The sequence below is a fragment of the Roseivivax sp. THAF197b genome (assembly GCF_009363255.1).
In the GTDB taxonomy this organism is placed as follows: Bacteria; Pseudomonadota; Alphaproteobacteria; order Rhodobacterales; family Rhodobacteraceae; genus Roseivivax.
Window position 1 is genome coordinate 2,584,185 of the sequence record NZ_CP045318.1, and the last position, 18,824, is coordinate 2,603,008.

Genomic DNA, 18,824 nt, shown 5'->3' on the forward strand with positions numbered 1-18,824 from the left:
TCACTTCGCACCATTTGGTATCGATGATCGCGCCCGACCCTCAGTTATTACCGAACTTCTTGGGACGCTACGACCGGAACGTCTGATGAAGTCAGGCAGAGCCCCACACCTGGCCAAAATCAGACTCTGCCATTCGTGCTCCAGCGCTCTAACGGCGGCTCTGGGCCGGTCGAGCTTCCAGCCGAAAGGGCAGACTATGGCAGTTTTCGGCAATTGTGTTGGGATGTCGGTATCTCGCGTCTCGAAAACGGCAATCAGGTCCCTTGCCCGCACATCTTGATTGCCTTTTCCAGTGCGTGATCCGCTACGAACCGCAGCTTGTATCCTTCAACAATCAGCTCTTTTGCGCGCTCGATCTTCGTTCCGAAATGCGTAGTGCGCCAGTTCTTTGAAGCGTCCGAGGACACGACGATGTAGTCCGTGCGGCGCGTGACGGTTTTGCCTACCTCCCCACCGCAACGCTCGATCTCCTTAACGATGAAGCTCCGGGTCCCCATCTTCATGGGCCCAGTTAGCACGAAACACCTCCCTTCAAACTCGATGAAAGCCGGATCAGAAATTGGCTCGTCCACTTGTGCGGTGTTGCCGATGTTCGGAACACCGGTGTCCACGTAACCGTCGCCTACCAGCAAGGCGATCCATTGCCTGATCTCCTCTGCCTCATCATCGCTCAGCACCCTGTCGACCATAGCTGCCTCGGTCGCGCGCCAGAGGTCGCGATACACAGGGGAGGACGTCAGAATATCGCTGGCTCTGATCCTTTCGAGGATGGCGTCCGCTTCCTGCGGGAGGATCAGCCCGTCGCAGACGATACCAGCGCAAAACCCGAGGAATTCGTTCACTTCGTCTCGCTCGCTATACGGTGCCTCAGCTCGGATCTCTTTTCGTTTGTCCGCGGTCACGTCTTCGAGCGCTGCCATTAGATCATTTTGACCCGAGAAACATCGCGCCCGGATGTCCTCAGCCAAGTCTGACGCGTCTGGATCTTGGAAAAACTCTACGAACTTGTCCGCCTCGGCGAGTATTGCTGCCTCCTCACCGGGCTCGATCCTGTTGGATGAAAGGGCACCTTCGAGAAAACCGATCCAGTAGACTTCGCGCTTTCTATCGTTCGCGTTCTTCTGGATACGGTCGATGTCTGCGTCAGCTTTCGGGAGGTATGAAGGTGCTGGCATCTTGGAAAAAGCTTTTTCAGATAAAGTCATAGCCGGGGCCCTTTGGATTGAATGACTCATGGTAGACACGGATATCAGACCGGGGCAAACTCTTTCATGGTTTGATCCCAGTCGAGTATCAGTCGCGATCAGAAAAGTCTTGCGACCGACCATCATTGGCTGACCGATGCCGCATGCTGGCGCGAATGACCGCTCCAAAACAATTGCACCGCTACGAGCGACTGTTGGCGGACCGCGGCTATGGGCCGAAAATGTCCGCGCTGCAGAGCGAGCGATCCGACTGATCGCCAAAGGGTAGCAAGCCCGTCCTAAAGGCTTGTTTCGCAATGATCCTGTGGACGCGAATGTTGGCTCCAATTATCGCTCACCGCCAGCTTCGTTGTCGATTCCAGTCTACCCAGTAAGGATGTTTGCGCACCCATTCGAACATAAACCGCTCGCACGATTGACGAAGAACTGAGCTACTCCCCGATCCTTGGACAGTTTCCGTGGTGATCTAAGCTACTCTCTGCCCCTGCTGGTCGGTTTCTATTTGGTTGAAGTAGACCACGGCGGGCGGCTGCCCGCCATGGGCGGCGTGAGGCCGCTGGTGGTTGTAGAAGGTGATCCATCTACCAACCCCTGCCTTCGCCTGCGAGCCGGTCTCCCAGGCGTGCAGATAGACGCACTCATACTTCAAGGACCGCCAGAGGCGTTCGATGAAGATGTTGTCGAGGCACCGCCCTTTGCCATCCATGGAGATCCGGGCCCCGATCCGCTTCAGCCGGTCGGTCCAGGCGAAGGACGTGAACTGCGAGCCCTGATCGGTGTTCATGATCTCGGGTGGGCCGAAGCGGTGGACCGCCTCGTTCAGCGCCTCGATGCAGAAGTCCGCCTCCAGCGTGTTCGAGATGCGCCAGGCCAGCACCTTGCGGGTGAACCAGTCCATGATGGCGACCAGGTAGAGGAAGCCTCGTCGCATCGGCAGGTAGGTGATGTCGGCGCACCAGACCTGGTTGGGCCGATCGACCCGCAGGCCACCCAGAAGGTAGGGGGAAGTCTTGTGCCCCTTCGCGGGCTTGCTCGTGTTGGGCTTCTGGTAGATCGGCATCAGACGCATGAGCCGCATCAGTCGGCGGATGCGTTTCACGTTCACTGCGTGCCCCTCGTTCTGCAGGTGCCAAGTCATCTGCCGGACGCCGTAGAATGGGGTTTCCAGGAACTGCCGGTCGATCAGTTGCATGAGCGCCAGGTTCACTGCGGTCTCGCCCTGCGGAGCGTAGTAGAACGACGACCGCGAGATCGACAGCAGGCGGCATTGCGCCCCGATCGACAGCGTGGGGTGAGAGCGTTCGATCATCCCGCGCCTCACTTGCCGGTCCAGGGTTTGAGCTTTCTGGACAAAAAATCGTTGGCGACAGCCAGCTCTCCGATCTTGGCGTGCAGCGACCGCACTGTCTCCTCGTCGAGCTCGGCCTTCTTCTTGCTGCCACGCTCGAAGATATCCGATGCCCCCTCGAGCAGCGCCTTCTTCCACTGGTGGATCATGGTCGGATGCACGCCGTATTCCGCGGCCAGTTCCGACACGGTGCGCTCGCCCTTTAAAGCTTCCAGCGCCACGCGAGCCTTGAAGCCCGCATCATGGTTCCTGCGTTTCGACATGTTCTGATCTCCTCGTTCTTGGAGACCAGCAGACGTTAGATCGTAGCTTGCGTCACTGTCCGATTTTCGGGGAGGTGCTCAAACCTTGTCTTCGAGACGCGGGTCGCTGCAAACAACAAAATACGCGAACCCGATGTCTCCAGTGCGCTTGGCTGCTTGGGCAATAGGAAGTGTCCTTCGAAGTTGGCTTTCCGGTGCCGTTCCATCACGCATGGAGCGGAACCATCGGATGTCGTGTTTGATCTTTCCACAAATACTTCGACCAGTCTCGCCGATACGAACACCGCGTTCTGGCTTGTAGACCTCCGCGTAAATCCCTGCCCTGGTTGTTATGTACTCAACGGCCAGCCCTTGCCCCGTGAACTCTACATTTAGCTGAATGTCTTCAAACAAGGCATTTCGCTGTTTCTGCATGATCAAAAGCCCCGCCTGTGTCGGCTACAGAATATCTTTTGGTCGGCTGTTCGAAAAGTGGCCATAGGAAGGAGCGCTTCAAAAGGCAGGTCCCCACCTGCCGAACTCCGATTGCATTATAGCCGCATCAGCAGAGCAGTGGTCGACATCGGGGCGGCGCTGCACAGTCGAGAGTCGCCTACTTTGCGTGCGAGACAACCAGTCAACCCCAAAAGAGCAACATATTGTAAAAATTACCAGAAGGCGACGAGCGGCTGCTGTTCGAGGTAAATGTTAGCTTGGCGTGGCTGCGCGCGACCTCGCGCGACCTGCCGTTCATGTAAAAACCCCTATTTTAAAGACTGTGCGCGGGTGCGCGACCGGCGCGACGAAACAGTCACCGACCGTTTCCGAAAAGTGCGCGCAGTCTAGCGATGGCTCACAGGCCTTTCCTCAGAAAAAGAACCTACTTCTCTTTCGCGCCGGTCGCGCACTCGCGCACAGCTCAATTTTATTGGGTTTAAGGCCACTTTAAGGTCGCGCACAGCTCGCGCGGGGTCGCGCACAGCCTTTCGCGCACAAGAGGGGCGACAAACGCCGCCCCATCCCATCCGCTCATCAGACCAATCACCATTCGAGTTTACCCCGATGGATGCGGTAGTTCCGCAACCGGCGCGGTTTCGCGCCCTTGTCCTGGAATATAACCTCACTTGGCAAGCGATCGTGTGTCCGGTCCTTCTCCGACCGGCGGATCAGAGCGCCACAGTCGTCTAGCGCTTTGAGCAATCCGTCGAGCGTTCCACTAAGGCCGAGATCGGTCACGTTTTTGATCGCCTCGGCATCAAGAATCACAGTGTCATCGGCATACCATCCAATGCGCTTGGTGTGGCCGACATCTCCCGCCTCGTGCGCAGGCACGAGAGCGCCGCGCCCCTGCGCAGCCGTCAACGCCGACCGGAAACCATCGAGCATACTGACCTCACCCTTGGTGGCTTCCCCCTCGACCGACGACATGAATTTCCGGAAGCCTTCGAGCACGGCATCGCGAACGGCGGTGCGGTCCGGGATCAGTCCGGCGTCACAAGCCAGCTCGCCCGAAACCAGTAGCAATGCGAAAACCTCCGACGCCCGCATGGTCCCTGAGGGTATCTCAACCCCAACAGGCACCGACGTTCTGGCGATCTCCACTTCCGCCGCGCTAACGCGCGCCTTGAGCGCTTCGACATCATCGACGATTCCCGCCTGGACAAGATACCTGATGAACATGGGCCCGGCATGACCGAAGTTTTCATTCGCCTTTTTCAAACGGGCGATAACGTCCCGTGAGACGGTTACTGCTCCCGTAACTGAGATGTCGGGAAACCTAACACTGGTTCCGGTCCGATAGTCACCTCGCTTGCCAGCGGATTCGATTTCGACCCGAAGTGTGCGCTCGTTGCTCAGCAAGACGAAAGGACGGTATCGCGCCCCCTTGGCGAGACCGGCATCCCGCCCCTTCTTGCGTCCCTTCCCGCTGCCCAATGCGACGTTAAACAGAGCGTCGCTAAGCATCCGCTTGTTGTTCAGAGCGCCGATCTCGTCGAGGCACAGCAGCGTCTCCGAGCCGATGGTGCAGAGGTCCTCCATCGCGTTGGCGGTGTTGTTCATTGGAAAGAAAGCAGAACTGCGCGGAGCGGGGTTGCCCCACACGCTTGCTCCGAGTTGTAAGGCAATGCTCTTCCCTTTTGAGCTGTCCCCAGACAGGTTTAAACCGCGCGGCGGGAGGTCTGCCAAACCGATGACTGGTCCGACGAAGGAGGCGCACAAGCCGAGGGTCCAGTGGAAGTTGCTGTTCGCATGGCGCTCGTCGTGCGGATCAGCAGACCACATTGCCGCGTCAGCGGCATCTCTCCACTCTTCCATACTGCCACGCGCCCGACGGTCCTCGAACGCTCCTGTCGGTGATAGCTTGGTTGTTGCGGCCTGAACAGACACGGCGCGGATGAACTCATCTGTCGGAAGCAGAAACCCCAGCACGCGGTCCAGCCGGTCGCGTTGCCATCCCGGACGGGGCGATACAGTGATTTGTCGTTTAACGGAAATGTTGTTCAAAAGGCGTAGAAAGTGGTTCTTCATTCCCGTTCCGCGCCCCAAGAAGTTGAATCCTGCATCCGCAAGGTTCTTGATGATGTCCCCGCCGCTCTCTGAGACAATCTCTGCTCGGGGGAGCGACTGCTCGACCTTTTCGCCGGTCCGGTTCTTGAATTCGATCATAAGAGCCGCTCCGCTGGACCTTGTGTCGTCCATCGCGTCGCCTACGACATCGAAGGTCTGGCATACTGGCACAGGGTCCTCGCCTTCCTTCGGACTTGTCCAGATGATCCCATCTTTCATTCGGAACCCAAACGTGTCTTCGATCCATTTCGCACAAGGTATCGGCTTGTTGAGATTACCATCGCCCTCACTCGAAGCCGCATCGTCCTCGATAACCTCCTGATCTTCCTCCTCATCGTCAGGCCAGAGATACGTTTCGTTCTCGATATCCTGCTTTTCGATCCAGCCGTCTTCGAGGGCTTTCGCAAGGTAATCAAGCCGGTCCATTCCGTTCGACTGGCAGCCATTTCGGTGGCATCCCCAATTAAACCCTCGCCCATAGCCGTCAGCGTTTGTGATCCAAGCCGAGCCATCTGTTTCGTCGGAGTGGAGGTGCTTGTACGGGCAAACAACTTCGATCTTTTCGCTGTCCACGTCGCGAACGACCATCTGCGAGGCATTGTCTCTGATGAGGTCTGCCATGCGGATGCGCCGGGCATGACCCCTCGCCCAGCCTTTCAGCCAAGCGCCGGGGCCGTCTTCGGCTTCTTGCTTGTCATCTGGCAGTTCGTGTTCTTCGATCTCGGCCAGTGTCAGCGGACGCCCGCGTATCAGCTCAATGCACGGCTCGACCCCCGGACGATGGGAGGGCATGTAGTAGGCTCGGCTCACGTCTACGCAGGAACGATCGGGGATCACTCCGACATGGTCGGCATAGCCAAGAAGTAGGCGCTTCCAGCGCTCGTGTGCCTTCCGCTGCGTTGGGGCGAGATCGGTAATACGCAACGGCTCGGAAAGCGGGAACAGAATGCGGAACTTCTCCAGCGGCTCGTGCTCGATCCTTATCATGACGCCTTCGGGCGTGTGGAAGCTCTGTTCCGCAATCGTGACATTGGCGATGTGATGTTCGCGGTGCTTGCCCTGCATACGCAGGAAATCCCTTACCTCCTCATTCGTCGGGTGTCGCTCTTCCTGGATAAAGCTAAGCACACGGTCGCGCGGGATGACCGTCTCCGTTGTTTGATCGTTATAGGAGGCATAAATTATCGCAGCGACATCCATTTCCTCGATCTTGTCAGCGACGGCGTTAAGGGAGTCGCCCGAGTCCACGTCGAGCGCCAGAAACTCCAGCGTCACCATGCCGTTCTTGGTGCGCCCAGAAAATTTGTTCCCGCCCGCTCCCGAACCGGGCACAACAGGATAGTACCCCTTCTTCTTCTTGCATGGGCTGGAGGTCAGTCCACCTTCGCCATAGAGCCATGCACCGAACCTTGCAGCTTCGTTTTTCCACTGCGTCTGCTTAGCGTCCCGGTTCTTTAGCTTTGGAAGGAGGAGCGTCATTGTGCGGCGGAGCAAGGCGTCCCATTCTGGGGAGTGCACACCCCCGAGTGCGGCGTCTTTCCATGTCGTCGCGCGTGGTTCCGGCCATTTCCGCGCTATGGCATGGGCGTTGTCCGCAGGCATAGCTTCTTCGTTCGCGGCCTCAGCCGCGTTCAGATTTTTGTCGTTATTCATGGTGACCTTTCACCTAGTTTCGTGTGGGTTCCGGTGACAGCAGCTTGCAGATAACCGCTGTTTTTCCCCGCGCTGTTCCCACGATTAATCAGATGGAGGCACGTCGGCTCATAGGCCGTACGCGGCACCTCCCACCTTCATAAATGATTCGCAACTCCCCCGATAGGGGTTGGTGCTTCATACATTACATTATTTGTCAACCTAAAATTTTCGCAGTGCGAACTTTCGGTTGATAAATCGGATCAGTCGTCCAGCGTGTCGTCGGGAGCAAACACCTCGCCCCACCAGCGCTGCCCCGCGAAGGAAAGCGTGTAGCGCCTACCGAGGAGACTTTCGCGGTTGGCCCAGATCATCTTATTGCTGACCTCGCGGGGCCAGAATCCTGCGCCTAGCGCGGCGATTTCAGCGAGATGCCGGTCGCGGCAAGCTTCCGCGAGAGACGCAAAGCGCAAGAACAGCACATCCGCGTTGGACCAGCACTCGATGCGGCGAGCCTCGCCCACCAGCTCTGCCGTAACGCGGTCGACCTCGGCAGGATCATGATAGGCGAGGCGCTCGATATACGCGCAGTGCCGTGCGCTGTCGGCGCAAGTTGCTCGTTCAGGGGCCTTCGTGAGCTTTTCCGCGACAGAGGCCATAATGCGCCGCTGACGCGGCGTGAGATCAGCATGCTTCATATTTCAGTCTTCCATGGTGACGTTGTTCCTCGTGATTGATGGCTTGGCTCTGTGTCTCGCGAGGAGGGCGGGATCAGACAGATCGGGGTAGGCCTTGCCTCAGAAGTGTCGGGGGGCGGGGTAGTGAGCTGTGCGGCACCCCCGGTGCAAGCGCTATCGACTCGCCGCCGCTCCGCCCATCCGGACGCCTAAAGGACGCCCGAAATCGGAATTCTTCAAAAAAGACGCTTCGCAGTACGGCTCCAAGGAGAACAAATGCCGTCCCGCCTGTTGGTCGACAGGCAGGGAGGAGTGCCGCTTTGCGCGTCGACCTCGACAACGGCGAGAGAAGTAAGACGCGTCGGGTTCTTCCCGGGCTAGATTGCCCCTCCACATTTCGGGCAGCAGCGCCCAGCGCCAATTCGGCGAGCACGATCCATCGCGAGCAACCATTCCGCGACGACATCGGGTTCGGAAGCGATCTCGGCCTCGGTCTTGCGCCCCTCGTCTGCGCAGCGCTGGGCGACCAATCGCGCTGAGGCGGGGGCCTCATCGAGGGCTTTATCCAGTCTCTGCAGCGCGCCCGAAAGCACCGAAGCTTCGTCGATCAGGCGCGGCAGCGCCGCCTTGGCATTGCGGCCCATGTCCGTCCCGCAATGACGCAGCTCCGCCAGTGATGCCCGGATCACCATCGCGAGCGCAGCGATATTGGACTCATGTGCATTGGTCACGCAGCCGCCTCCGTCCTCTCGCGGGCTACTGGAGTCCCCAGCACGTCATGACCCAGGTATTCGGACAGCTCGTCCATGGCCTCCTTCGTGCGCTGGGCGACAGCCTCCGGCGTCTCGGGGCTCCGATCCTCCGGCGCGCGGCCGTGACACCGGCAGAGCCGCACCATATCCAACACTGCGCGCAGGGCAGCCTCTGAGATCGAGCCGTCATAGAGGGTCTCAGTCTGTGGCCTCATGCGTCCTGAACGGCCCACATGGCGTGTGATTTCCTTCCTGAGTGCGGAGAGGTGCTGGGATGGCGCTCCGGCCTCTTCAGCCGCCCTGTGGGCGTCAGCAAGAGTATCCGTGACCTCTCCCATCAACCGATGGAGGTCGGCCTCAGAAAGCCGCTCCACCGGCGATCTACGGACCCGCCTGATATGCAATATGCGGGCCTCCACGTCGGGACGCTTCGACAGCCTGTGCGCCCTCGCTCGGGGCGATGAAGCCTCGGCATCGATGCCATCTAGCGCCCCAGCGAAGGAAGCTAGATATGCTTCGCTGGCCGCCACTCCGGCTGCGAGGTCTTGGCAGAACTCCTCGACCTCCGGCTCCGGGTGGAGCTGATCGGGCGACCAGGTCTCCGGCGCTTTCGCCTTAGAAGACGCGCGAGGCATTGTTTACGCAATTCCGAGACGGCGCGCTTCGGTCATTCTGGCGGCAGGGGGCAGATCAGCCAGTCGGCGAAGCTGTTCGTCGCGCGCCGTCGCTTTAGGGGCGGCGTCCAGTTGCTCGGCCTCGTCGAGGATTTCGCGCAGCAGCTTGCCGCGCTCGGTCGCGTAGACCGATTGCACCAACTCATCGATGGATGGCTCCGGCGCACCGTTCAGGTAGCTACGGATCAGTTCGGTCCCGGTCATCTCGTTTAGGAAGTGATCGCGCGCGCCCTCGGGCACGCCTTGATCGGCGAGGTGACGTTCTAGGCGCACACGCTGACGCGCTTCGGCCAGACGTTGCTCGTGGGTGAGGCTCTTGGTCATGATTGTTCGTTCTTTCGATCAGTGGGTGATCGCGGCTTCTGGCCGCGCAAGTTCAAGGATGCGTTGCTCGCAGATCGGACAGAACCGCGGCAGGACCTCACCAAGCCATTCGATCAAAGGCGTTACCTCAAAGTGGAGGGCCTTGCTTCCTCTGACGCGGCGCTGTGCAAGCGGGCACTCCAGAAGTCGGCGGAGAATGCGAAGTTCATTCGGCTGCCAGCCCAGCGCGGCGGCAAAATGGTCGTGTTTGATGTACAGCTTTTCCATGGGGAATTGGCCCTGCTCGTTCATTTGAAGCTTTGTATGGGGGGACGACAGCACTGTGGCAGGACCCCGTCCTCACCCAAGCTGCATAGGGGCAACCTATACATGATATAACACAACATGTCAAGGTATGGTGCACGCGGGAGAGCGCGTAAATCAGTTGAGCCATATCGCATAATGTCGACTGAAGAACATAGAACCGCGTTTTTCGCGCGGCATACCAGAGGCAGCACTGGCCCCTCTTTTGGCCCCTCGAGCCAAATTACCCAATAATTTCAATGCATATGGTGCCCCCACACGGACTCGAACCGCGGACCTACTGATTACAAATCAGTTGCTCTACCAGCTGAGCTATAGGGGCACTGCGCGGCGGTTTACTGCGACCCGCGCAGCGGTGCAATATCTGCGCAGGTGAAAATCTGCACTATTCGGCGAGATGACACGCCACGCGCGTGCCGCGCACGTCGCGCAGGGCCGGACGCTCCTTGCGGCAGCGCTCGACCGCGATGGGACAGCGCGGATGGAAGGCGCAGCCCGGGGGCGGATTGATCGCGTCGGGGATCTCGCCCTTGGGTGGGTCGATGTCGCGCCCGAAGGCATCCATGCGCGGCGCCGCCTCGAAGAGCATTTGCGTATAAGGGTGCTTCGGTTCGGAATAGAGCGTGTCACGCGGCGCCTCTTCCACGAGCGTGCCGAGATAGAGCACGCCGACCTTGTCGGCCATATGCCGCACCACGGTCAGATCGTGGGAGATGAAGAGATAGGTCAGGCCCAGCTCCTCGCGCAGATCCGACATCAGGTTCAGCACCTGGCTTTGGACGGACACGTCCAGCGCCGAGGTCGGCTCGTCGCAGACGATGATGCGCGGGTTGGAGGCAAGCGCACGGGCGATGCAGATCCGCTGGCGCTGACCGCCGGAGAACTCGTGCGGGTACTTGCCCACATCCTGCGCGGACAGGCCCACCTGTTCGAGCAGGCGCTCGGCCAGCCCGTCCGTGTCGCCGCCCCGCGCGGCCATCGGCTCTTCGATGATGTCCCGCACCTTCCAGCGCGGGTTCAGGGAGGCATAAGGATCCTGGAAGATCATCTGCACGTTTTCGCGCACCTTCGCGCGGCGCTCGCCCTCGGGTTCGGTCGCGAGGTCCACGCCATCAATCTCCACCTTGCCTGACGACGGCGGCACGAGGCCCACGACGATCTTGCCGATGGTGGACTTGCCCGATCCGCTCTCGCCCACGAGCGCATAGACGGAGTTCTCCTCGATCCCGAAGGAAACGTCCGAAACAGCCGTCAGCAGCGCGCGCGGCAGCCGTTCGATCACGCGGTTGAGCCAGGGTTTGGAGACGTCGAAGACGCGGGTCAGGTTCTCGACCTCGATGAGCGCGCTCATGCTGAGACCTCTTCTTTCTCGGATGTGGCAGGCAGCGGGAACCAGCAGGCGGCGCGTCCTTCGCAGGCCGTGAGGTCCGGTGCGGGGTTCTGGCGGCACTTGGCCTCGGCCCGGTCGCAGCGGGGATGGAAGGCGCAGCCGTCGGGCAGATGTTCGAGCCGCGGCATGGAGCCGGGGATCTGGCGCAGGCGCTTCTGACCCTGGGAGGCCAGCGGTGTGGAGCCCATGAGCCCCGCCGTATAGGGGTGACGCGCGCGGGTCAGCACCTCGCGCACAGGGCCCAGCTCGGCCATGCGTCCGGCATACATGACCGCGACGCGATCGGCGGCCTCGGCGATCACGCCCATGTCGTGCGTGACCAACATCACCGCCACGCCCTTGTCCCGGCAAAGCCGCTTCAGAAGCGCGATGATCTGCGCCTGCACAGATACGTCGAGTGCTGTGGTGGGCTCGTCCGCGATCACCAGATCGGGCTCGGCGCAGAGTGCCAACGCGATCACCACGCGTTGCCGCATACCGCCCGAAAACTCATGCGGGTAGCTGCCGATCCGCTGGGCGGCGGCCGGAATGCCGACCTCGTCGAGTGCGGCAATGGCGCGCTTTTCCGCCTCGGACTGGCTGACGGGAAGATGCTCGAGGATGGTCTCGGTCAGTTGCTCGCCCACGGTCAAGAGCGGGTTGAGCGAGGTGAGCGGATCCTGAAAGATCATGCCCATGCGCTTGCCGCGCAACCGGCGGAGCGCCTCGCCCTTGGCGGTGTGCACGGCCTCGCCCTTCAGAAGCACCTCACCCGACACGATCCGCGCGGGCGGGTCGAGAAGGCCGATCACGGCATTTCCGGTCATGGACTTGCCGGCGCCGGATTCGCCGACAACGCCGAGGATTTCGCCCTCGGCAATGTCGAAGCTGACGTTATCGACGGGTTTTAACACGCCGCGGCGCGTGGGAATTTCCACGGTCAGACCGCGGACGGACAGGACGGGGGTGGTCATGGGATTACGCGGTCCCCTTGCGATAGATCATTTACATATTGCGTGCCGCGCGGTGTTAGAGAGACGTGGACTGGGGTGACATCCACGCCCATCATCCTCACGCCACCTTGCGATCTTTGAATCTGAAGCATGCCATCTTCGACCAAACGTTCGAGCAGAAACAACATATTCTCAGCAACCGGAAGTGGCCGCTGCGGCTGACGAGTGAAAGCCTCGATGATGGCCATCTCAAAGCCATTGAAACGCAGGAGATTCTTTTGCGTGTTTGCCTTGTAGACGCGTATTCTGTCACGAGGAATGTCGCCGCGATCATATCGCGTATGGCAATTCGGACAGAGCGCAATCAAGTTCTCGGCTGTATCGTCCTGTGTTTCTGAATGAGGAACGATATGCGCCAACTCCACGGGAAATGCCCTGCACGTTGGGATGGCACAACGGTCTCCAGCTTCCGTGATAACTTGGCGCTTCACGGTCGCGGAAATGGCTTTCCTTTTCGCCACCGCAATCACCTCAGTTTCGGGTTGAGCGCATCGCGCAGCCAGTCGCCCAGAAGGTTGATCGACAGGGCCAGCGCCAGGAGCGTCAGGGCGGGGAAGAACAGGATCCACCATTCGCCGGAGAACATGAATTCCTGCCCGATGCGGATGAGCGTACCGAGCGACGGTTTGGTGGGCGGTGCGCCCACGCCGAGGAACGAGAGCGTCGCCTCGGCGATGATCGCGAGCGCCAGCGAAATGGTCGCGATCACCAGAACCGGGTTCAGCACGTTGGGCAGGATGTGGCGGATCATGATGGAGAACGGCGAGCGACCGATGAGGCGCGCGGCCTGCACGTATTCGCGGCTTTTTTCGACCAGCGTGGCGCCGCGCACGACGCGCGCGAACTGCACCCAGTCCGAGAGGCCAATGGCAAGGATCAGCACCCAGATCGCCATCTGGTCGCGGTATTCGGGCGGCGTGATGCCCTTGGCGATGCCGAAGATCAGCATGGCCACAAGGATCGCCGGGAAGGTCAGCTGCACGTCGGCGACGCGCATGATGATCGTCTCGGTCCAGCCGCCGAGATAGCCCGCAAGGAGGCCCAGAACGACCCCGATCACCAGCGCCAGCAGAACCGCCGAGAAGCCCACGAAGAGCGAAATGCGCATCCCGTACAGGATCGTCGAGAAGACATCGCGGCCCTGGTCGTCCGTGCCCATCAGGAAGGCATCGCCGGTAAAGGCGTTCGCCTCTCCGGGCGGGGTGAAGCCGTTCATCAGGTTCAGCGTTGCGGGATCGAACGGGTTATGCGGCGCAATCAGTGGCGCCAGAAGCGCCGCGAGCACGAGAAGCACCACGACGAAGGCAGAGACCATCGCCACGGGCGCGTGACGGAAGGACCATGCGAGATCGCTGTCCCAGGCACGGGCCAGCCGCGAGGGCGCGCGATCTACCTTGGGTTCGGGTTGGATATCGGTTTCGGCCATATCAGTGACCTCCGGCTGTGCGGTCGGCGCGCAGGCGCGGGTCGATCGCGAAGTAAAGCATGTCGACGATCAGGTTGATGCCCACGAACATCACCGAGATCATCATGAGATACGCGGCCATCACGGGGATATCGACGAACTGGATCGCGTTGATGAAGAGAAGCCCCACCCCCGGCCACTGGAACACCGTCTCGGTGATGATGGCGAAGGCGATGATGGAGCCCAGCTGCAGACCAGTGATGGTGATGACCGGCACCAGCGTATTCTTCAGCGCATGGCGGAAGTTGATCGCGCGTTCCCGGATGCCGCGGGCGCGTGCGAAGCGGATGTAATCCATGCGCAGCACCTCCAGCATCTCGGTGCGCACGAGCCGCATGATCAGCGTCATCTGGTAAAGCCCGAGCGTGATCGCGGGCAGAATGAGCGCCTTGAGCCCGCTTGCGGTCAGAAATCCCGTGGACCAGCCGCCGATCTGCGTCACCTCCCCGCGTCCGAAGGAAGGCAGCCAGCCCAGCTCAACCGAGAAGACGTAGATCAGCAGGATCCCGATCAGGAAGGTGGGCAGCGACACCCCGATCAGCGACACGGTCATGATGGCGTTGGCCGGTAAGCCTCGCCTTCGGATCGCGGTGAAGATGCCGAAGCCGATCCCGCCCGCCAGCGCCATGAGGCCCGAGACGAAGGCAAGCTCCAGCGTGGCGGGCGCGCGTTCGAGAAGGATCTCGCCCACGGGCCGCCCCTGCCTGTAGCTCAGGCCGAAATTGCCCTGAACAGCCTGTTCGAGGAACTTGTAGTATTGCACCACGAAGGGCTGATCGAGGCCCAGCTCGGTGCGCAGGCGCTCCACGTCGGCCTGGGTGCGTTCCTGCCCCAGCATGTTGTCGATGGGATCGCCCACGAAGCTGAACATGGAAAAGGCCACGAGCCCCGTGAACAGGAGCACGAGGATCGATTGGCCGACACGGCGGATGATATAGGCGAGCATGGGCCCTCAGTTCACGTTGGTCCAGCGCAGGATGAAGAAGTTGTCCTCGCGCTGGGTCAGGTCGATATTCTCGGCCGCGCCCCAAAGCAGCGGCTGCACGTAAAGCGGCACGTAAACCATGTCGTCCTGCACGATGCCAGCGATCTCGTCGAGCATGGCCTGACGGGCCTCCGGATCGATCTCGGATTGCACGGCTGGTATAAGTTCGTCGACGCGCGTGTTCGAATAGCCGCCGAAGTTCCAGGTGCCGATATTTTCCTGCGGCGTGTGCACGAGGAACCGGAAGGGATGCTCGGCATCGAAGGTGCCGGGCGACCAGCCCAGAAGGTACATGTCGTATTCGTCCGCCCTGAGCTCAGTCCAGTAATTGCGCACCGGGATCGCGTCGAGCTGCGCCTCGAGCCCGATCTGCGCCAGCATCGCGACGGTGGCCTGGCAGACCGACTCGTCGTTGATATAGCGGTCATTGGGACACTTCAGAAGGAAGCGGAAGCCGTCGGGATAGCCTGCCTCGGCCAGCAGAGCCTTGGCCGCTTCGATATCGAGCTCGGGCCGTTCGGAAAGCCCCTCGGAATAGCCCGACATGGCCGGGCTCACGAGTTGCGCGGCAGGCTCGGCGGAGCCGCGCATGATGGTCTGCAGGATGGCGGGCACGTTGATCGCCTGCGCGACAGCCCGGCGCACCAGCGGGTCCTGGAACGGATTGCCCTCGACCGAGCCATCACCGCCGACAAGCGTGTCCTTGTCCTGGCTGAACCCGAACATCATCACCCGCGCCTCGACGCCGCGCTTCAGCTCCACGCCATCGGCCTGATCGAGCCGGTCGGCATCCTGCACCGGCACCGGATTGATCATGTCGACCTCGCCCGAGAGAAGTGCGGCAACCGCGGTGGCGGAATTGTCGATCGGGGTGAAGATGCCCTCTGTGACATTGCCACGGTCCTCGCCCCACCAGTTCTCAAACGGCGCGAGCGTGGTCTTCAGGCCCGGATCGCGTTCGGTGATGCGGTAGGCGCCGGTGCCGTTTGTGTTGAGCGTGGCGAAGTTGCCGCGCTCGATATTGGGCCGGGTGACGTCGTTCGCCTCGGCCCAGCCCTTGTCCATGATCATCCAGTTGGCGATGCTGTCGGGGAAGATCGGGTTCGGGGCGGAGGTGCGGATCTCGACGGTATAATCGTCGGGGGCTGTGACCTCGGTCACGCCGGAGAACCAGCTTGCTGTGTCGGATTCCGGGGACGAGGCCCGTTCGTAGGAAAAGACCACGTCTTCGGCGGTGAATTCGGCGCCATCGTGGAAGGTCACGCCTTCGCGCAGGGTAAAGCGCCAGCCTTCGCCCTCGCCGATAGGCTCCCACGCCGTGGCGAGCGCAGGCTCGATCTGCATGTCGCGGTCCCGCCGCACAAGGCCCTCGTAGACGTTGTTCAGGAACCCGAGAACCGGCGCGGAATTGCCCGCATGCGGGTCCATCGTGTTCGGATCGGTCGTCCCGGCCCAGCGGAAGGTTTCGGCCGTGGCAGGCAAGGCAAACGCGCAGAGCGCCGCGGCGGTCCAGAGGGTCTTCATGGCAGCGGTCCTTATGAAAGGGATAATCCGGGCGCGATGCGTCGCGCCCGGATCAGTGTAGCACGGTCCCGGGGGAATTCCCCCGGGGGAGCGATGGATCAGTTGATCTCCATGAACTTGAACTTGGGATCGTCCTCGGGGGAGACCTCGATGCCGATCGCGTCGGTCATGCCCCAGTTCAGAACCTGGTGGTGGATCGGGATGTAGAGCTGCTCATCCTGCACCGTCTGCCAGATATCCGCGATGGTCGCGTTGCGCGCCTCGAGATCCGTCTCGGAGGCGAGGCTGACGATCTGCGCGTCCATTTCCTCGTTCGAGTAGCCGGTGTTGTTCCACGAGCCGCGCTCTTCGCCGCGGGTATGGGTCAGGAAGTTGAAGACATACTCCGAATCGTAGGTCGGAACGCCCCAGCCCAGCATGTAGAAATCCGTCTCGCCATTGGTGATGAGCGGAAAGTGCTGTGCCTTGGGCTTGGCGTCGAGGTTCACCGTCACGCCGATCTGGGCGAGCATGCCCACGGCAGCCTGGCAGATCGCTTCGTCGTTGATGTAGCGATCGTTCGGGCAATCGAGCTGGATGGAGAAGCCGTCGGCATAGCCTGCCTCTTCCATCAGCGCCTTGGCTGCGTCGACATCGGTCTGCGCCGAGGCGTCCATCTCTTCGGTCCAGCCGTTCACGAAGGGCGGTGCGATCATGCCTGCGGGCTCGGACTGGCCGCGCATCACGACCTGCTGGATCGCATCGCGGTTGATCGCCATGGACATGGCCTTGCGCACGCGCACATCGGCCAGCGGGTTGGCTCCTTCGACATCGTCATTGGCCAGATCCTCGGCGCCCATGTTCATGCCGAAGAAGATCACGCGGTTCTGCGGCGCGGTCTTCACGACAAGGCCCTCGGTCTCGCCCACGCGGCCCAGATCCTGCACGGGCACGTCCTGGATGAAGTCGACCTCACCGGACAGAAGAGCAGCGACGCGGGTCGCGGCGTTCTGAATGGGCGTGTACTCGATGCGGGTCACGTCCATCGGGAACTCGTCCATGCCCCAGTAATTCTCGTTCTGCTCCAGAACCGTGCGCACGTCGGGCTCGCGGCTTACGAGCGTGAAGGCGCCGGTGCCGTTGGCGTTCTGCGAGGCGAAGGTCGACTCTCCGCCCTCGACATCCTGCACGGCGACGGAGTCGTTCTCCTCGGTCCAGCCCTTGTCCATCATGAACAGGTTGGTGAGGTTCGACGGCAGGATCGGGTTCGGGCCATCGGTGACGAACTCGACCGTGTAATCATCGACCGCGCGGACCTCGACGATGGAGTTGAGAAGCTCCTTCATGTTGGAGTTTTCGGACTTCGCGCGGTTGATCGAGAAGACCACATCCTCGGCGGTGAAATCGGCGCCGTCATGGTAGGTGACGCCTTCGCGCAGGTTGAACACCCAGACATTGGGGTCCTCTTCGGAGGGCGCCCAGTCGGTCGCCAGCGCGGCCTGGAACTCACCCGACATGTCGCGGATGATCAGCGGCTCGTAGATCTGGTGCGCGAGCGTGTGGGTCGGGCCTTCGTTCTGCGCATGCGGATCGAGCGTGAGCGAGTCGCCCGCGCGTGCCCAGCGCAGGGTTTCGGCGGATGCACCGATCGACGTGCTGGCCAGAAGTGCCGCGGCAAGGATGCCGGTGGTTTTCATGAGATATCTCCCTGATGGAAAGTCGGGCTTGAGTGCCCGAACGAATGGGCGGATCGTACCGATCATGTCCGCGGCTTCAAGCGGTGACGCGGCTGTCGCTTCAAAATCCGCCTCGAATTGCCGTGATCCCTCCCATCGGGCGTGAAGGTATGCCATGGAAGCGGGGGCCTGACGCCGCTGCCAAGACGCGGATCAGAGCCCTCGACGATCACCACCGGAGATGCAGCCTGTGACCCGACGCTATTTCTCGCCTCTGGGCGGCCACCCGCCCCAGGACCAGCTGACCACCGATCGGGCCATGTTCACCGACGCCTACGCGGTGATCCCGCGGGGCACGATGCGGGACATCGTCACGAGCGCCCTGCCCTTCTGGGAGGCGACGCGGCTCTGGGTGCTCGCGCGGCCGCTCTCCGGCTTTGCGGAGACCTTCTCGCAATACATCATGGAAGTCGCTCCCGGTGGTGGCTCCGACCGGCCCGAAGACGATGCGATGGCCGAGGCCGTACTGTTCGTGACCGCGGGTTCCGCGCGGATCGACATTGCAGGCACACCCCATGATCTCCGCCCGGGCAGCTATGTCTACCTGCCGCCCGGCCTCGCCTGGAGCTTCCGCGCCACCGGCGATGTTCCTTGCGTCTTTCACTGGATCCGGAAGGCCTACATGGCAGTTGAAGGCCTGCCCGCGCCCGATCCGGTGGTCTCCCACGATGACGATGTCGCCCCCACGCCCATGCCCGGCACGGACGGCAAATGGGCGACGACGCGCTTTGTCGATCCGGCCGACATGCGCCACGACATGGCCGTGACCATCGTCACCTTTCAACCCGGCGCCGTGATCCCCTTCGCCGAGACCCATGTGATGGAGCACGGTCTGTTCGTGCTGGAGGGCAAGGCCGTCTACCGGCTCAACACCGATTGGGTGGAGGTCGAGGAAGGGGATTTCATGTGGCTGCGCGCCTTCTGCCCGCAGGCCTGCTATGCCGGGGGGCCGGGGGCGTTTCGCTACCTGCTCTACAAGGATGTGAACCGGCATATGCCGTTGCGGCTGGGCTAGCGGCGGCGCCCCT

17 protein-coding genes and 1 tRNA gene are annotated in these 18,824 nt (G+C 61.3%); 1 reads left to right on the plus strand and 17 read right to left on the minus strand.

All coding sequences use genetic code 11. From position 1 onward, the window contains the following. Positions 1-254: 254 nt before the first annotated feature. The 17 genes from FIV09_RS12470 to FIV09_RS12550 all read right to left on the minus strand — a co-directional run bounded on the left by FIV09_RS12470 (position 255) and on the right by FIV09_RS12550 (position 17,757). Complete coding sequence (locus tag FIV09_RS12470) at positions 255-1,205, minus strand: BRCT domain-containing protein (protein ID WP_172975712.1); 951 nt, start codon at positions 1,203-1,205, stop codon at positions 255-257. 466 nt (positions 1,206-1,671) lie between these two features. Continuing rightward, positions 1,672-2,816 (minus strand): IS3 family transposase gene (locus FIV09_RS12475; RefSeq protein ID WP_371417701.1). Its coding sequence is split into 2 segments (ribosomal slippage): positions 1,672-2,555 and positions 2,555-2,816, totalling 1,146 coding nucleotides; the frame shifts between segments, so codons are not numbered across the junction. Between the two features lie 78 nt (positions 2,817-2,894). Continuing rightward, positions 2,895-3,230 (minus strand): hypothetical protein, encoded by a 336-nt coding sequence (locus tag FIV09_RS12480; protein WP_152450249.1) that lies wholly within the window; start codon positions 3,228-3,230, stop codon positions 2,895-2,897. A gap of 606 nt (positions 3,231-3,836) precedes the next feature. Next, positions 3,837-7,016, minus strand: a complete 3,180-nt coding sequence (locus tag FIV09_RS12485) for a DUF927 domain-containing protein (RefSeq protein ID WP_152450250.1) — start codon at positions 7,014-7,016, stop codon at positions 3,837-3,839. A gap of 242 nt (positions 7,017-7,258) precedes the next feature. Then, positions 7,259-7,693 (minus strand): hypothetical protein, encoded by a 435-nt coding sequence (locus tag FIV09_RS12490; protein WP_152450251.1) that lies wholly within the window; start codon positions 7,691-7,693, stop codon positions 7,259-7,261. A 356-nt stretch (positions 7,694-8,049) separates the two neighbouring features. Continuing rightward, positions 8,050-8,403, minus strand: a complete 354-nt coding sequence (locus FIV09_RS12495; RefSeq protein WP_152450252.1) for a hypothetical protein — start codon at positions 8,401-8,403, stop codon at positions 8,050-8,052. After that, positions 8,400-8,639, minus strand: coding sequence for a hypothetical protein (locus tag FIV09_RS12500; protein ID WP_152450253.1), 240 nt, complete (start codon positions 8,637-8,639; stop codon positions 8,400-8,402). The genes FIV09_RS12495 and FIV09_RS12500 overlap by 4 nt, the downstream gene beginning before the upstream one ends. A 423-nt stretch (positions 8,640-9,062) precedes the next feature. Further along, positions 9,063-9,422 carry a hypothetical protein gene (locus tag FIV09_RS12505; RefSeq protein ID WP_152450254.1) on the minus strand — a complete coding sequence of 120 codons (360 nt, stop codon included), beginning with the start codon at positions 9,420-9,422 and terminating at the stop codon, positions 9,063-9,065. 18 nt (positions 9,423-9,440) lie between these two features. Continuing rightward, on the minus strand, positions 9,441-9,713 hold the full coding sequence (locus FIV09_RS12510; RefSeq protein ID WP_172975713.1) for a hypothetical protein: 273 nt from the start codon (positions 9,711-9,713) through the stop codon (positions 9,441-9,443). Positions 9,714-9,971: 258 nt separating this feature from the next. After that, positions 9,972-10,047: transfer RNA gene (locus tag FIV09_RS12515), tRNA-Thr, on the minus strand. Positions 10,048-10,110: 63 nt separating this feature from the next. After that, positions 10,111-11,076 (minus strand): ABC transporter ATP-binding protein, encoded by a 966-nt coding sequence (locus FIV09_RS12520; protein WP_152450256.1) that lies wholly within the window; start codon positions 11,074-11,076, stop codon positions 10,111-10,113. Further along, positions 11,073-12,068 carry an ABC transporter ATP-binding protein gene (locus FIV09_RS12525; protein ID WP_152450257.1) on the minus strand — a complete coding sequence of 332 codons (996 nt, stop codon included), beginning with the start codon at positions 12,066-12,068 and terminating at the stop codon, positions 11,073-11,075. The genes FIV09_RS12520 and FIV09_RS12525 overlap by 4 nt, the downstream gene beginning before the upstream one ends. After that, positions 12,065-12,568, minus strand: a complete 504-nt coding sequence (locus FIV09_RS12530) for an HNH endonuclease signature motif containing protein (protein WP_216646959.1) — start codon at positions 12,566-12,568, stop codon at positions 12,065-12,067. The genes FIV09_RS12525 and FIV09_RS12530 overlap by 4 nt, the downstream gene beginning before the upstream one ends. Before the next feature lie 5 nt (positions 12,569-12,573). Then, positions 12,574-13,533 carry an ABC transporter permease gene (locus tag FIV09_RS12535; RefSeq protein ID WP_152450259.1) on the minus strand — a complete coding sequence of 320 codons (960 nt, stop codon included), beginning with the start codon at positions 13,531-13,533 and terminating at the stop codon, positions 12,574-12,576. A 1-nt stretch (position 13,534) separates the two neighbouring features. After that, positions 13,535-14,518 carry an ABC transporter permease gene (locus tag FIV09_RS12540; protein ID WP_152450260.1) on the minus strand — a complete coding sequence of 328 codons (984 nt, stop codon included), beginning with the start codon at positions 14,516-14,518 and terminating at the stop codon, positions 13,535-13,537. 6 nt (positions 14,519-14,524) lie between these two features. Continuing rightward, positions 14,525-16,081 carry an ABC transporter substrate-binding protein gene (locus FIV09_RS12545; protein WP_152450261.1) on the minus strand — a complete coding sequence of 519 codons (1,557 nt, stop codon included), beginning with the start codon at positions 16,079-16,081 and terminating at the stop codon, positions 14,525-14,527. Positions 16,082-16,179: 98 nt separating this feature from the next. Beyond that, positions 16,180-17,757, minus strand: a complete 1,578-nt coding sequence (locus FIV09_RS12550; protein ID WP_152450262.1) for an ABC transporter substrate-binding protein — start codon at positions 17,755-17,757, stop codon at positions 16,180-16,182. 229 nt (positions 17,758-17,986) lie between these two features. Here FIV09_RS12550 and FIV09_RS12555 point away from each other — a divergent pair, with 229 nt between their 5' ends. Next, positions 17,987-18,811, plus strand: coding sequence for a bifunctional allantoicase/(S)-ureidoglycine aminohydrolase (locus FIV09_RS12555; RefSeq protein ID WP_216646431.1), 825 nt, complete (start codon positions 17,987-17,989; stop codon positions 18,809-18,811). Positions 18,812-18,824 lie beyond the last annotated feature (13 nt).

Coding starts and splice junctions, on each gene's coding strand:
- FIV09_RS12535 (WP_152450259.1), bottom strand. CDS start 13,533: ATGGCCGAAACCGATATCCAACCCGAACCCAAGGTAGATCGCGCGCCC.
- FIV09_RS12470 (WP_172975712.1), bottom strand. CDS start 1,205: ATGACTTTATCTGAAAAAGCTTTTTCCAAGATGCCAGCACCTTCATAC.
- FIV09_RS12485 (WP_152450250.1), bottom strand. CDS start 7,016: ATGAATAACGACAAAAATCTGAACGCGGCTGAGGCCGCGAACGAAGAA.
- FIV09_RS12510 (WP_172975713.1), bottom strand. CDS start 9,713: ATGAACGAGCAGGGCCAATTCCCCATGGAAAAGCTGTACATCAAACAC.
- FIV09_RS12505 (WP_152450254.1), bottom strand. CDS start 9,422: ATGACCAAGAGCCTCACCCACGAGCAACGTCTGGCCGAAGCGCGTCAG.
- FIV09_RS12480 (WP_152450249.1), bottom strand. CDS start 3,230: ATGCAGAAACAGCGAAATGCCTTGTTTGAAGACATTCAGCTAAATGTA.
- FIV09_RS12540 (WP_152450260.1), bottom strand. CDS start 14,518: ATGCTCGCCTATATCATCCGCCGTGTCGGCCAATCGATCCTCGTGCTC.
- FIV09_RS12550 (WP_152450262.1), bottom strand. CDS start 17,757: ATGAAAACCACCGGCATCCTTGCCGCGGCACTTCTGGCCAGCACGTCG.
- FIV09_RS12500 (WP_152450253.1), bottom strand. CDS start 8,639: ATGAGGCCACAGACTGAGACCCTCTATGACGGCTCGATCTCAGAGGCT.
- FIV09_RS12490 (WP_152450251.1), bottom strand. CDS start 7,693: ATGAAGCATGCTGATCTCACGCCGCGTCAGCGGCGCATTATGGCCTCT.
- FIV09_RS12525 (WP_152450257.1), bottom strand. CDS start 12,068: ATGACCACCCCCGTCCTGTCCGTCCGCGGTCTGACCGTGGAAATTCCC.
- FIV09_RS12545 (WP_152450261.1), bottom strand. CDS start 16,081: ATGAAGACCCTCTGGACCGCCGCGGCGCTCTGCGCGTTTGCCTTGCCT.
- FIV09_RS12520 (WP_152450256.1), bottom strand. CDS start 11,076: ATGAGCGCGCTCATCGAGGTCGAGAACCTGACCCGCGTCTTCGACGTC.